This is a genomic window from Novacetimonas hansenii JCM 7643 (assembly GCF_000964405.1).
In the GTDB taxonomy this organism is placed as follows: Bacteria; Pseudomonadota; Alphaproteobacteria; order Acetobacterales; family Acetobacteraceae; genus Novacetimonas; species Novacetimonas hansenii.
In genome coordinates, this window is the sequence record NZ_BANE01000008.1 from 1 (window position 1) to 14,371 (window position 14,371).

Here is a 14,371-nt window from a genome sequence, read left to right on the forward strand (position 1 = left end):
CAAGGCCATACCCACCCCAGCCCCAACCCCAGCCGTACGGATATCCCCATCCGCCCCAGCCCGACATCGGATAACCGCCACCCCAGCCCCAGCCCCAGCCGCGACCGCTCCAACCGCCGCCACGCCAGCCATCGACGTTACGCCACCTGCCACCGCCGCCATGCCAGCCGCCGCCCATGCGACCACCACCATCACCGCCGTGCCAGCCACCCCCGCCACCACGGGCATAGGCGGGTGCAGGGCCACCGACGACCATGCCCCCGGCCAGGGCCAGCGCAACACCAGCCAGAAGAAAGCGCTTCATTCCCAGTTCCTCCCTTGCCAGGGCATCATGCCCCACAAATACGCCCCCATACGGCACTGGATCCTATCGATATGTTACGCCCGCCCCCATGCAATGGGACATGGGTACAACCACGTGCGTCAGCATCAATATGGGAAGATACAGCCACCTGCACGAGAAGGCACATATCCAATAATTTCAGGCATGATTTTCTGGGGGGAAACATCGCCCAAAGGCGATTTCCTGACCGGGAAAGATGACCGGCCCCCTGTAAAAACAGGGGTGGTCGGAGTGAGAGGATTCGAACCTCCGGCCCCTGCGTCCCGAACACAGTGCTCTACCAGGCTGAGCTACACTCCGTCTGGACGCGGCTATACAGGGGTCTGGCGGGTTCCGCAAGAGGGGGGCGCGTCTTTTCAGAAATGACCGACATTGGCGTTGCCACCATCGGTGGCCGCCGTATCACGCAGCGCACGCATCACGGCGGGGACATCATCAACCACGCAGAACAGGCGGCGCACATCCGGGGCTGCGAATCCGCTTTTGATCGTCGCCTCGATCATCGCCAGCAACGGATCGGCCCAGCGCGCGATATTGACGATGAAAATCGGCTTGTCATGCTGTCTGAGCTGTCGCCACGTCATGATCTCGATCGTCTCGTCAAAGGTGCCAAGGCCGCCGGGCATCACCACGAAAGCGTCAGATTTCGAAAACATCAGCGCCTTGCGTTCATGCATGGAGGTCGTGACCGTCAGGTCCGTCACTCCTTCATGCATGACCTCGCGATCATGAAGGAAGGCGGGAATGATCCCGGTCACGCGTCCGCCCGACGTGATGGCAGCATCGGCCACAGCCCCCATCAGGCCGACATGGCCACCGCCATAAACCAGCCGGATCCCCGCCTGACCCAGACACGCGCCGAGCTGCGTGGCGGCATCACGGAATTCAGGCCGCACGCCAAAGCGCGATCCACAGAATACAGCGACCGAGGAAATGGACATATCAGAGCAGTCTCCCACAAATCTTGGCGATGGATATCAGGCCCGTCCGGTCATGCACGCGCCTGACGTTGCAGGAGGATCGTGGTCCCGACACCCGCCAGCGTAAACAGTGCCGACACCATGAACAACGCGCCATACCCCATTGTCTGAATGACAAGACCCAGCAGTGGCCCCGACAGGCCCACAGCGATATCAAGGAATACGGAAAACGCACCAAGTGCTGCGCCACGATTTTCCGGCCCGACCCGTGCAACAGCCAGTACCCCAAGCGCCGGAAACACAAGCGAGAACCCCGCCCCCGTCAGTGCAGCGCCCACATCGGCCATGAACACCCCCGAACAGCGCCACAGCACCAGCAGGCCGATCGTCTCCACAATCAGGGAAATCAGTGCAACGATCAGGCCCCCGCGACGGTCGATCTGGCGTGCAAAGACAAACCGCACCAGCACGAACACGATCCCGAACGCCGCCAGCGCGACAGCCGCGCCATCCCAGTTCTGGTGTGCGAAAAACAGGGCAAGGCATGATGAAATGGTGCCGAACCCGACCGACCCGCATGCCAGCACCACCCCATGGGGCAGAACGCGCCAGAATACGGTGCTGAATGGTGTGCGCGGCCCCTTGTGCGCGACGGGGGGCACGGGTTCGTATCCCAGCGCCAGCAGGAATCCGGCCAATGGCAGCACCGCCGACAGGGCCCCCACCAGCACCAGCCCGCCATAAGGCAGCGGCATGCCCGAAAGCATCTGCCCGATGGGCGCACCCAGCGCGATACCACCATAGGAGGTCACGCCATTCCATGAAATCACCTGCGCCGTGCGCGTGGCGCCAACGCGCCCGATATTCCACATGATCGCGCCGGTCGCGGTCCAGCTTTCACCCACCCCAAGGAAAACGCGGCTGAAGATCAGCAAAAGCGCCGACAGGGCTGCATAATGGCGCAGCAGGCCCGACGTCATCAGCATCAGGCCCGACAGGGTACAGACCGCAAGCCCGACCACTACGGCCGGTTTCGCCCCGCGCCGGTCCGCCGCCTGCCCCGCCGACGCGCGTGAGGCGAAGGTCGCGAGATACTGCAACGATACGGCGAAACCCGCGATGACCGTATTATATCCCAGCACCTGATGCACAAAAACCGGGATGACCGCCATCGGCAGCCCGATATCAATGTAACATAGCAGGTTGAACAGGACGACGGCCAGAATCCGCCGTGTTGGTGACGCCATGGACGTCTGCGGCAGGGTCATGATGGGATCGAAACTCCGGCTGGGACATACGGCGCGCCCGTCAGGCCCGCGTGAATATGGGCAGTATGGCAATGCAATGACGCAATATCAGTAAAAAGGCATCACGACAGCAATACAACCGCGTGACCCACGTACATGATACGGTGCGTGTCATGGTTGGCAGCGCAGGCGCGTAACATATAACCTGCCCCGACGTCATCCCGCCAACAGACAACAGGCACGCATGCCATGACCGACACCCCATCCGACCCCACACCCGACGCCGGCGGATTTGTCACCGTATCGAGCCGCCTTGCCTATGAAAACCCATGGACCCGCGTGCGGGAAGATATCATCATCCGCCCCAATGGCCGCAAGGGATTGTACGGCGTGGTCGAACGTGGGGATTTCGTCGTGATCCTGCCCCTGTGGGAAGAGAACGGCAAACGCTTCGTCACGCTGGTCCAGCAATATCGCTACCCCATAAAACAGCGGATGTGGGAACTGCCGATGGGCATGTGGGAAACCCGCCCTGATGCCAGCGCGCAGGACGTGGCGCACGGAGAATTGCGAGAAGAGACCGGGCTTGTGGCGGAAAACATGCGCGATGCGGGCCTGATGTACCAGGGCGCGGGATATACCACGCAAAAGGGCCGCGCCTATCTCGCCACCGGCCTGACACAGGGGCCACATGCGCGGGAGGAGACGGAAGAAGACATCACCTGTCACAAGGTAAGGCTGGAGGAAATGGAGGCCATGATCCGCGATGGCCGCATCACCTGCATGGTCACGATCGCCGCCTTTGGCCTGATCCGCGCACAGGGCTGGATTTGAACTGTCCCCGCCGGGACAGGCATATGATAACAGAAAACGCCGCCTTTTTAAAAAAGTCGGCCCCCAAAAAACTTTTCCTGTTTTTTATCAGGACCATACCCGAAATCTTTGCCCATTCCCCCAATGGGGCATTTCCAATCACCCCTTGTAATTTCTGACTGTGGCCTTTTTCAGAAATGCAATAGCCATAGCGATGTTTCTGGAAACAGAAGTGCGCCAGAGTTTGTAGATCCCGGCGGGTTTAAAGGGGGAATACCCTGCCAGACGGCCGCTTACACACCACACAGCGGAACAAGATAACGCTGCAGGTTCACCCGTAGAGGCATGAGATAGACATTGCCCCCCTGTGTCCGCACGGTGCGCATCATCTGCCGGGCAAAAGCGATGTTCGCCTCCATCGTCGGTTCGAAATCATGGGGGAAGATGACATGGTTCGTCGTCTCCCAATAAGAACGCGAACGCGGGCCGACCACGGGGGAAATGCCCCAGAACACATTTTCCCCATGCAGCCAGTTCATGCACAGGTCCAGCATGCGCATGTCAAAGATCGGCTGCGTAAAGAACCCGACCGCCCCGGCTTCCTTTTTGCGTGCGATGGCCTCCATCTCCCGGTAAGGGGCGCGGCGATACGGGTCGAATGCGGCATAGACCGCCAGGTGCGGCGCCTCTGTACAGTACCGGCGGATGATGCTTTCGGTCGTGTTGGGATAGGTCAGGTGCCGCAGGTCCGATGGCGGGTCGCCCTGCACCACCAACACCGCCTCCAGCCCTTCCTGCCCAACACCCGGCAGGGGCGCGTCAGGCGCGATGTCGATGGCACGGATATGCGGGATCACATTGGGGAAATGCGGCCGCGCCAGCGCGGCTGCGTCCCAGCTCCGCAGGGGAAAGCGCAGCAGGTCGGGAATGTTGATCATATCCGCAAGGGGGAAGCACGACCGCACCTCCGCCGCGTCACGCAGAAGGGTTTCGGTATCGCGTGGGATCAGTTCGACAGAAACCTGCATCACACGGTATCCCCCACACCTTCGACAAGTTCACGCGCCGCCTGCATCGTGTTGCGCAACAGGCAGGCGATCGTCATCGGGCCGACACCGCCGGGCACCGGGGTAATCTGCCCCGCGATATGGCGGGCTTCGTCGAACACCACATCCCCCACCAGCCGCGTCTTGCCATTTTCCACCGGTACGCGCGAAATACCGACATCAATCACGGTCGCCCCCGGTTTGATCCATGCCCCGTTCACCAACCCGCTGCACCCGGTCGCGACAACCAGAATATCCGCCTGCCGCGCCAGCACCTGCGGATCGCGCGTGTCGATATGCGCGACGGTGACGGTACACCCCTCACGCAGCAGAAGTTGCGCCATGGGGCGGCCCACCAGATTCGAAGCGCCCACCACCATGGCGTTAAGACCACGCAGGTCCCCAACATAGGATTTCAGCAACAAAAGACAGCCCAGCGGGGTGCATGGCACAAGCCCCGGCAGACCAAGCGCCAGACGCCCCGCATTGACCACGCCCAGCCCGTCCACATCCTTGCGCGGGTCGATGGCGTTGGTCACGGCGACGGGATCAAGGTCGCCCGGCAGCGGAAGCTGCACGAGGATGCCGTGGATCTCGGGATCGATATTCAGTCGTGCGATCAGCGCCAGCAGTTCTTCCTGCGACGTGGTTTCGGGCAGCATATGCATGAATGAACGCATGCCCGCGCGATGGGTCTGCAATGCCTTGTTGCGGACATACACTTCGCTTGCGGGGTCATTGCCAACAAGAACCACCGCAAGGCCGGGCGTGACCTGATGGCGGGCATAGAAGGCGCGCACATCCTCTGCGATGTCCTGCGTCAGGCGGTTGGCAAAGCCCTTGCCATCAATCAGGCGGGCCTCTCCCGGCGTGGGGATCTGGGGATCGGATGATACTGGACCAGTCATAACGCCTCCGCGACTTTCAACACGACGCACAGCAGATACGCAAGAAGTCCGGTCGCGACAATCACCTTTAGGCGCAATGGCACGCACACATATCGACCATGGCCATGAAAAAACCGGGGGACATGCCCCCGGTTCACACAATCAGGACAGTGCCTGAAAATAATCCGTTGATAAAAAGAACAAAGGTCTTTGGCCATCATGTAGCCTAAGCTTTCCGTGGGAAAGATCGGGCAAAAGACCCTTGGTTTTTATCAGTCAGGTACCTTCAGCCTCTTCCTTACTGCCCATCATCGTCATCACTGCTGTTATCGGCGTCATCGCTGCCCGGTGTCACCGCGACGAAAATGCTCTGGCCGTTACGCACAACCCGCAGCAGGACCGAATGATTGGTCTCCAGCGCCTGGCGGATGGCGGATACCGTGGCACGGGGATTTTCCACCGGCTTGTTGCCCACGGCCTGGATCACGTCGCCCGCATGGATGCCCGCCTGCTCTGCCGAGGAACCGGGCTGCACATCGCTGACGACCACGCCATGGACATTTTCATCAAGGCCAAGCTGCTGGCGTGCATCCGGCGTCAGCGGCGCAAGCGAGACGCCAAGGCGCGGTCCCTTGTCGTCGGTATGGTCATCGCCCACCGTCCCGTCGGTCGAGCCGCCCTTGCCAAGGTTCGCGATGGTCACGCTGGCGGTCTGGGGCTTGTCATTGCGCAGATAGCCGACCGTTACCTTGGTCCCCGGCACGACGGACGCCACCTTGACCGCAAGCGTATGGGGGGTATCGATCTTCTGCCCATTCAGGTCGGTTACGACATCCCCTGCCTTGATCCCGGCCTTTTCCGCCGGGCTGCCGGCGCTGACGCTGGCGACAAGGGCGCCTGTGGCCGGCGTGCCATTGACGGATTTCAGGCCCAGCGCCGTCGCCATGGACGGCGTGATCACCTGCGCCGTCACCCCGAGATAGCCGCGCGTCACATGGCCGGTCTTCTCCAACTGTTCGACCACGTTCTTGACCGTGTCGGACGGAATGGCGAAGCCGATGCCGATCGAACCGCCCGATGGCGACAGGATGGCAGTGTTCACGCCCACGACCTTGCCGTCCTGCGTGAACAGCGGGCCACCGGAATTGCCACGGTTGATCGGGGCGTCAACCTGGATGAAGGAATCATACGGCCCGTCGCCAATATCGCGGCCGCGTGCAGAGACGATGCCCGCCGTCACCGTGCCGCCCAGGCCATAGGGATTGCCCACCGCAACAACCCATTCCCCCGGCTCCACCTTGTCGGAATCGCCAAGTTCGATGAAGCGCAGCTTGCCCGAAGGCGTGACCTTCAGCAGCGCGATGTCCGTCTTGGAATCACGACCGACGATCTTGGCGGGCAGGCTGGTGCCGTCATCAAGCGTCACCGTCACCTTCGTCGCACCCTTTACGACATGGTTGTTGGTCACGACATACCCATCGGGCGAAATGACAAAGCCAGAGCCCCGGGCCTCCACATCATGATGTTGCTGCGGCATCATCTGGAACGGGAAGGGAAACGGAAAGCCGCCGGGCATGCCGCCACCGCCACCCACGTCCTCGCCAATATCGGCATTGTGGATCTTGGCGGTGATGGAAACGACGGCGGGCTTCACCTGTTTGACGAGGTTGACGAAATTCGGAAGCTGCTGGACCTGCGTATCAGGCCGGATGACGCCGCTGTCATCCGCCCGGGCGCATGGCGCACCGGCCACCATCCCACCCAGCAGGCTGCTGGCAAGCAATGTGGCGAGGAAGGCCCCGCGCACCGGGCGAGGAAAAACGGTTTTCGGCTGTAATGCGTCTGACATGGCATCCCTGAACATCTTGGTCTGATCTCGCTTGCGTCGGGCTGGGCCGTCCCGACCGGGGTTACAGTCCCATCGCCCGCACTGTGACGCAAGAGAACCAACCCCACTTATACCATGGCATGAAAGATACGTTAGATTACGCATCGTGACGCAACCCAGGAGCGACCGGGAGACAACCGGGGAGGCATCGCATGGTTCAGGACATGCGACGGTTACGAAAAAACGCGCGCAGCATGTCCTGCGCCTCGCGCTCGCGCAGGCCACCGATGACCTCCGGGCGATGAAGGCAGCCGGGACGGGCGAACAGGCGCGGCCCATGGTCCACGCCACCGCCCTTTGGGTCATATGCCCCGAAAAGGATGCGTCCGATACGGAAATGCACCGCCGCCCCCGCGCACATGGGACACGGCTCAAGCGTGACATACAGGGCGCAGTCCGACAGCCGCTGCCCCCCGCGTATCCGCGTGGCCTCCCGCAGGGCCAGCATTTCCGCATGCGCCGACGGGTCATGCCATTCTTCCGACCGGTTCCCCGCGCACGACAGGATGGCGCCATCGGGGCCGACAACCACCGCACCGACAGGCACTTCCCCCCGGCTGGCGGCGGCGCGCGCCTCGGCAAAGGCAAGGGACATCGGGTCCACCACACCGTCGGGACGGGCGGCAGCGGGGGGGAAAGATGCAGGCATCACGGCACGATACCCCCGCACCGCAACCATTCAAGCCATTACGGCGTTGCACGGGTCGGCCCCGGTTTATGTTACCGTTATATGACCGTGCAAAAACACCACAGCGATGCACATTAACGTCAGGAAACCGCCATTTTCATGGACATTCCCTGACGTGTGCTGCCATCATTGACCTATGTGGTGTTACGTTTTGCAATATTCTGTAATCAGGGGTCCTGAATTTAACCGCGTCTCGTACCCGCGCCGCATTCCTGCAGGCTTTTGCACGGATCGCACGGCCACACGACACGCCTGACAGCACACGGGAGAAAGGGCATGCATACGCTTACGCTGATTTTGACCACAGCCGCGATCGTTGCAGGCATGGCCATCGCGGATGCCCCCCGTGGCGTCCGCCGCTCCGAATCCTGTCCCCTTTCCTGTAGTCTCGCACCCGTGGCGCAACAATAGGCCCGGACTGACGAAACGACACGGGACGGACGCGGGCGCATTTCCTTTCCTTGCGAATTATTCTAGGGAAACGGAATGGATACGTCCCATCCCCTGATCGGCGTGACACTGGATTGCGAACCGCCCTGTCCACCGCAACAGGGCGGATACTCACGCTATCCATGGTACGCCATACGCTGCAACTACATGGATGCCGTCACGGCCGCAGGTGGGGTGCCGGTCGGGCTGCCCCATGATTCGGCGGGGGCGGCTGCCATCATGGCGCGACTCGATGGCCTGATCGTCACTGGCGGGGCGTTCGATATCGCGCCCGACCTGTATGGCGGGGATGCGCCACATCCCACCGTCACCACGAAATCCACGCGCACGGCCGCCGAACTGGCGCTGGTACAGGCCGCGTTGCGGATGGGACGGCCCATTCTGGGCATATGTGGCGGGGAACAATTACTGGCGGTTGCACTGGGCGGCACACTGATACAGCATATCCCCGACACCATCACGGCCCCCCTGCCCCATGAACAGCCCAATCCGCGCGACGAAGCCGGACACGAGGTCACAATCGTCCCCGGCACGCGTCTTGCGCATATCACGCGCGCCACCCGCATGGCGGTCAATTCGGCCCACCACCAGGCGGTCGCAACCCCCGGGCGCGCCATCGTCAGCGCCGTCGCCCCCGATGGCGTGATCGAGGCCGTGGAACTGCCGGGCCATCCTTTTTGCATCGGGGTGCAATGGCATCCCGAATTCGGCATTTCAACAGGGGACCGGCTCCTGTTCGATGCCCTGATCGACGCTTCGAGACACAGAGAATGACAAAAGACGCCTCCCCCGCCCCCACCACGCCGCATGGCGATCGCATCGCCAAGTGGCTGGGACGTTCCGGCGTCGCCAGCCGGCGCGATGCCGAACGGATGATCGAGGAAGGGCGCGTGCGCCTGAATGGCGACATCGTGCGCCATCCCGCCACCTTCGTGTCCGATGGCGACATCGTGCAGGTGGATGACAAAGTCATCGCCGCACCCGACCGCACGCGCCTGTGGCGCTATCACAAACCTGACGGGCTGGTGACAACCCATCGCGACCCTGATGGTCGCCCCACGGTATTCGCCTCCCTGCCCGAAGGGATGCCGCGCGTCATCAGCGTCGGCCGACTCGACCTCAACAGCGAAGGGCTGCTTTTGCTGACGAATGACGGTGAACTGGCGCGCAAGCTGGAACTGCCCAGCAACGGCTGGATCCGTCGCTATCGCGTGCGGGTCTTTGGCGTGGTGAACGAAGACCAACTGGCCGACCTTGCACAGGGCAGCGTGTTCGAAGGCGTCCATTACGGCCCGATCGAGGCGGCGCTGGATTCCAGCCGGGGCGACAATGCGTGGCTGACGGTTTCCCTGCGCGAAGGCAAGAACCGCGAAATCCGCAAGGTCATGCGTGGACTGAACCTGCATGTCAGCCGCCTGATCCGCACCTCTTATGGCCCGTTCCAGCTTGGCACGCTCGAACGCGAGGAGCTGGAGGAAGTGACCGGCAAGGTGCTGCGTGAACAGGTGCCCGGCCTTGCCAACCCGCGCCGCAACACGCGGGCGTAACGGGCACGACGGGAATGAGGATCGTTGCCGGCCGTTTCCGTGGCCGCGCCCTGCGCGCGCCGCCGGGCCGTGTCACACGCCCCACCGCCGACCGGGTGCGCCAGGCGCTGTTCGACATGTTGATGCATGCGCCATGGGCCGGACGTGACGTGATGGAGGGCGCGCAGGTGCTCGACGGATTCGCCGGCACCGGTGGTCTGGGGCTGGAGGCCCTGTCGCGCGGGGCGGCGGCGGCGCTGTTCATCGAAAGCGACCGCAACGCGCTGTCGGCCCTGCGTGACAATATCGCCGCGTGCGGGGCGCAGCCCATGGCGCAGGTCCGGACATGGAACATGACGCGCCTGCCCCCACGCGAGGCGGCAACCCCGGCGGGGCTGGTGTTCCTTGACCCCCCTTATGGCCGCGACCTGCCCGCCGCCGCACTCGCCACGCTTGAACGGGGGGGATGGATCGCACCGGGCGCGCTGCTGATCGTGGAAACAGCCGCCGACGAAATCCCGCCCGTCGCCCCCGAACGCCTGCTGGCGCAGCGCGAACATGGTGCGGCACGGCTGTCGGTCTGGCGGCACGAGGACGCCACGGGACGATAATTTCGTCCATAAAAGGCGCAACCGCCCTTCTGTCACGCGCCATGGCCGCGTTATAGTCCCACGGATGTGGGCGCATGGCGTCATGCCCGCCCCTTTGCGCCCAGAGTTTTCATGACGGCCACACCCCGGCAACCTGCATGCCGCGATGTCATGGCCACACAAGCAGGATACGGATTTTTGGCGATCCCCGGCCGTTTCATCCCCGAGTCCCTGACATCCGGCCCCACACGGACCCGGCTGCTGCGGCGTCTTGCCGAAACGGGCGGGGTGGCGTTGTGGATGCTGGCGCTGGCGCTGATAGCCGCCTTGTGGAGTTATGATCCGCGCGATTCCTCGGCCAATACCTCCAGCGCGCAGGCCCCCACCAACCTGCTGGGCACGGTCGGGGCATATGTGTCGGACTTCCTGTTGCAGAACATGGGCGTCACCAGCGCACTGGTCATCCTCGCGCTGATCGCATGGGGATGGCGTATCATCCGCCATAATGGCGTGGGCTCCGGGCTGATCCGCGTGGCCGCGCTGCTGGCGGCGATGCCGGTCCTGTCCGCCCTGCTGGCGGCCGTGCCGATCATGTTCCCCGCCGTCCCCAATCCGCAATGGCCGGCCGATTCCGGGCCAGGTGGGGCGGTGGGGCTGTCGCTGGCGCATATGGCGCTCCAGGCCGGGGTCAGCATGATGGGTGCGTGGGGACGGCCCATCATGTGGCTGCTGGGCCTTGTTCTGGCCCTGCTGCTGATCCCGCTGGCACTGGCGCTGTCACTGTCGGAATGGCGCGCGATCGGGCGCGCGCTGCGCATGGTGGGACGCCAGCCCGTCCGCCTTGCGGGCGGGGCGCATACCCTTGCGGGCAACATGCGCGCACGGGTGCAGGCCTCGCGCAGCGACCCTGCCCCCACCATTACGGACGCGCCCCCCCGGGCGCGTGACAGCCTTGCCGACGCCCTGCCTGAAGAGGACATCCCCCTTCCCCGCCGCATGGAGCCCGAGGCAGCCCCCCGTGCGCCGGACCCGGCCTATCCCGTGACGACGCACGCCCCCGTGCAGGCGCCTGCCCCCGCTGTACCCGATACCACGCCCGCGCGGGCCATGACGCCACCACCGCCCGTGCCGCTACCTGCGACCTCACGCTCGCTAAGCGTACGTGACGCCGCGCCACCGCCACTGCCCCCCGCACGGGAAACAGCCACACAGCCCGAACCCGCAGCCAGCCTGCCCGCATCCCCCATGCAGGGCCGGGTGTCGATCGGCACGAACTGGGTCCATCCGCCAGGCATGGAGGAGGATATTTCCCCGCCGCTGCTGGTGAATCCGTCGGAACCGCAGGACCTTGCCCCCTGGCACGAGGACACGCCCACACCGGCGACGACATTCGCCCCGCCGATCGACACCCCGTCACAACCCGAACGACCAACCCTGCTGGGACGTCTGTTCAGCGGGGGCGCCACGCGCCCACCCGCGCCCCCCGTGTCCGAAGACCTGCCACCGGCGGCCCCGCCGACGGGTACGACCACCGCACCGATGGGCGAACGCTATGACGCACCGCAGCAGCATACATGGCAGTTGCCGCCCCTCTCTCTCCTTCGGCCCCCACCGTCACATGCCACCACCGGCCCGACGGAAGAGCTGCTGAAGGCGAACGCCGCGCACCTTGTCACCATCTTGTCCGAATACGGCGTGCAGGGGGAAATCAGGACCTATCACGCAGGCCCGGTCGTCACCCTGTTCGAACTGATGCCCGCGCCTGGCATCCGTGCCGCGCGCGTCATCGGGCTTGCGGATGATGTCGCACGCTCCCTTTCGGTGCTGAGCGTGCGTATCGCCACGGTGCCGGGACGCAATGTCATCGGGATCGAGGTGCCCAATACCCGCCGCGACACGGTCTATTTCTCCGAACTGCTGCGCGACGACCGCTGGGTGCATGCCCGCGCGCGCCTGAACCTCGCGCTGGGCAAGGATATTGCGGGGGAACCTGTCTATAGCGACCTTGGTTCCATGCCACACCTGATGATCGCGGGCACCACCGGGTCGGGCAAGTCGGTGGGCGTGAACGCCATGATCCTGTCACTGCTGTACCGGCTGTCACCGGATCAGTGCCGGCTGATCCTGATCGACCCCAAGATCCTTGAATTCTCGATCTATGAGGGCATTCCCCACCTGATGACGCCGGTGGTGACGGAACCGGCCAAGGCGGTCGCGGCCCTGAAATGGACCGTACGCGAAATGGACCGCCGTTACCGCGCCATGGCGCACCTGCAGGTCCGCAACATCGCCAGTTATAACGAACGTGTGGCCGAGGCGCGCGCCCGGGGCGAAATCGTGACCCGGCGCGTGCAGACGGGATATGACCCCGAAACGGGCAAGCCGACATTCGAAGAACAGCAACTCGCACTTGACGCCCTGCCCTATATCGTCGTGATCGTGGACGAGATGGCGGACCTGATGATCGTCGCGGGCAAGGAAATCGAGGCCCTGCTGCAACGCCTGGCGCAAAAGGCCCGCGCGGCGGGCATTCACCTGATCATCGCGACACAGCGCCCGTCCGTCGATGTCATCACCGGCACCATCAAGGCGAACTTCCCGACGCGCATCTCCTTTCAGGTCATCAGCAAATTCGACAGCCGCACCATCCTTGGCGAACAGGGGGCGGAACAGTTGCTGGGGCGTGGTGACATGCTGTTCATGCAGGCGGGGGGCCGCATCACGCGCGTCCATGGTCCCTTCGTCGATGATAGCGAAGTAGAGGCCGTGGTTGCCTTCCTGCGCGCGCAGGGGGAGCCCATCTATGACGATGAAGTCATCTCCGCCCAGGACGAGGACGGGGGTGGCCGCGCCATTGGCGGCGGCGCAGGCGGGAACGAGGAAGACAGCCTGTTCGGACAGGCGGTGGAGCTTGTCGCGCGCGAAGGCAAGGCGTCCACGTCCTTTATCCAGCGCCATCTTTCGATCGGCTATAACCGCGCGGCCAAGATCATCGAGCAGATGGAGAAAGAAGGCCTCGTCAGCGAAGCCAACCATGTCGGCCGTCGCGAGGTATTGATGCGCAAGACCGCCGACGACGAATGAAACCCCGCAGACCCGCCATCCCCCGCGTCACATCCCCCGCCCCGCGTGCTGTCACGCGTGCTGTATCGGACCGCAACGACGGGGAACTGCCCTTCCCTGTCCTGCTGCGGACGCGGCACTTCATCGTGATCGACAAGCCCCCGGGCCTGCCCGCCCATGCGGGTCGCGCGGGCGGGCCAAGCGTGGAAGACGCGTTCGCCCTGATGTCACGCCATCGCAACGGGCCATGGCTGGCGCACCGGCTGGATCGTGACACATCGGGGTGCCTGCTGGTGGCATTGCGCAAACAGGCGCTGATCGCGGCACAGGAATGTTTCGCCAGTGGCCGGACCACCAAGGTGTACTGGGCCATCACCCATGGCCATCCCACAGCGGGGCATGGGGTGGTCGATGCCCCGCTGCTGCGGCGGGCGGAACGCGGGCAATGGCGGATGGAGATCACGCCCGACGGGCAGGACGCCCGCACGGCGTGGCGGTGCCTCGCACGCGGCCACATGCCCGATGGCAGCCCGGCAAGCTGGCTTGAACTGCGGCTGGAGACGGGGCGCACCCACCAGGCACGGGTGCATTGCGCGGCACTGGGTTGCCCGGTGATGGGGGATGGTCAATATGGTCGGGCGGACGGAAAGTCGCTACATCTGATGAGCCGTGAACTGTACCTGCCCCTTGACCCACCCATCCATGCCATCGCCCCGCCACCAGCCCATATGTGCCTGACCGCACGACAGGCGGGATGGACGCTGGCATGTCCGCCGGCCATCACACATGCCGTAACCAGAGCGCATATAACCGAACCACCCGCCGCCATGGCCCTGCGGGACAATGCCCCCACCCACGCGCAACATCCCGGCCATGACGTGCCCGCCACCACGCCCTGACGCGCGCCATT

Annotated in this window: 13 protein-coding genes and 1 tRNA gene; 6 read left to right on the plus strand and 8 right to left on the minus strand. The window is 63.9% G+C overall.

Going from position 1 to position 14,371, the window contains the following annotated elements; genetic code table 11:
- From B7G66_RS18910 to B7G66_RS00370, 4 genes are all read right to left on the minus strand, one after another.
- Positions 1-304: hypothetical protein (locus tag B7G66_RS18910; protein ID WP_200146815.1), on the minus strand; the 304-nt coding region annotated here is incomplete at its 3' end.
- Between the two features lie 262 nt (positions 305-566).
- A tRNA-Pro gene (locus tag B7G66_RS00360) sits at positions 567-643 on the minus strand.
- A gap of 56 nt (positions 644-699) precedes the next feature.
- Positions 700-1,284, minus strand: coding sequence for an LOG family protein (locus B7G66_RS00365; RefSeq protein ID WP_003616935.1), 585 nt, complete (start codon positions 1,282-1,284; stop codon positions 700-702).
- A gap of 50 nt (positions 1,285-1,334) precedes the next feature.
- Entirely contained in the window at positions 1,335-2,531 is a 1,197-nt protein-coding gene (locus B7G66_RS00370) for an MFS transporter (protein ID WP_003616933.1), read from the minus strand.
- 228 nt (positions 2,532-2,759) lie between these two features.
- On the opposite strand from B7G66_RS00370, the gene B7G66_RS00375 reads away from it, so the two are divergent.
- Positions 2,760-3,344: an NUDIX domain-containing protein gene (locus tag B7G66_RS00375; protein WP_003616930.1), complete on the plus strand. Its 585-nt coding sequence runs from the start codon at positions 2,760-2,762 to the stop codon at positions 3,342-3,344.
- A 272-nt stretch (positions 3,345-3,616) separates the two neighbouring features.
- Here the strand turns inward: B7G66_RS00375 and B7G66_RS00380 are convergent, their stop codons facing one another.
- The 4 genes from B7G66_RS00380 to B7G66_RS00395 all read right to left on the minus strand — a co-directional run bounded on the left by B7G66_RS00380 (position 3,617) and on the right by B7G66_RS00395 (position 7,793).
- Positions 3,617-4,351: a methylenetetrahydrofolate reductase gene (locus tag B7G66_RS00380; RefSeq protein WP_003616928.1), complete on the minus strand. Its 735-nt coding sequence runs from the start codon at positions 4,349-4,351 to the stop codon at positions 3,617-3,619.
- Positions 4,351-5,277 (minus strand): bifunctional methylenetetrahydrofolate dehydrogenase/methenyltetrahydrofolate cyclohydrolase FolD, encoded by a 927-nt coding sequence (folD, locus tag B7G66_RS00385; RefSeq protein WP_003616926.1) that lies wholly within the window; start codon positions 5,275-5,277, stop codon positions 4,351-4,353. Before folD ends, B7G66_RS00380 begins: the two co-directional genes overlap by 1 nt.
- 277 nt (positions 5,278-5,554) lie before the next feature.
- Entirely contained in the window at positions 5,555-7,120 is a 1,566-nt protein-coding gene (locus B7G66_RS00390) for a Do family serine endopeptidase (RefSeq protein WP_040510330.1), read from the minus strand.
- 181 nt (positions 7,121-7,301) lie between these two features.
- A complete protein-coding gene (locus tag B7G66_RS00395; protein WP_048858752.1) occupies positions 7,302-7,793 on the minus strand; it encodes a nucleoside deaminase in 492 nt (163 codons plus the stop codon).
- Positions 7,794-8,318: 525 nt separating this feature from the next.
- Here B7G66_RS00395 and B7G66_RS00400 point away from each other — a divergent pair.
- The 5 genes from B7G66_RS00400 (at position 8,319) to B7G66_RS00420 (ending at position 14,360) form a co-directional block, all read left to right on the plus strand.
- Complete coding sequence (locus B7G66_RS00400; protein WP_003616918.1) at positions 8,319-9,056, plus strand: gamma-glutamyl-gamma-aminobutyrate hydrolase family protein; 738 nt, start codon at positions 8,319-8,321, stop codon at positions 9,054-9,056.
- Positions 9,053-9,829: a pseudouridine synthase gene (locus B7G66_RS00405; RefSeq protein WP_003616915.1), complete on the plus strand. Its 777-nt coding sequence runs from the start codon at positions 9,053-9,055 to the stop codon at positions 9,827-9,829. The genes B7G66_RS00400 and B7G66_RS00405 overlap by 4 nt, the downstream gene beginning before the upstream one ends.
- Positions 9,830-9,843: 14 nt before the next feature.
- A complete protein-coding gene (gene rsmD, locus B7G66_RS00410) occupies positions 9,844-10,419 on the plus strand; it encodes a 16S rRNA (guanine(966)-N(2))-methyltransferase RsmD (RefSeq protein WP_003616913.1) in 576 nt (191 codons plus the stop codon).
- Positions 10,420-10,596: 177 nt separating this feature from the next.
- Positions 10,597-13,482, plus strand: coding sequence for a DNA translocase FtsK (locus B7G66_RS00415; protein ID WP_003616910.1), 2,886 nt, complete (start codon positions 10,597-10,599; stop codon positions 13,480-13,482).
- Positions 13,479-14,360 (plus strand): pseudouridine synthase family protein, encoded by an 882-nt coding sequence (locus tag B7G66_RS00420; RefSeq protein ID WP_003616907.1) that lies wholly within the window; start codon positions 13,479-13,481, stop codon positions 14,358-14,360. The genes B7G66_RS00415 and B7G66_RS00420 overlap by 4 nt, the downstream gene beginning before the upstream one ends.
- The last annotated feature ends 11 nt before the right edge of the window (positions 14,361-14,371 follow it).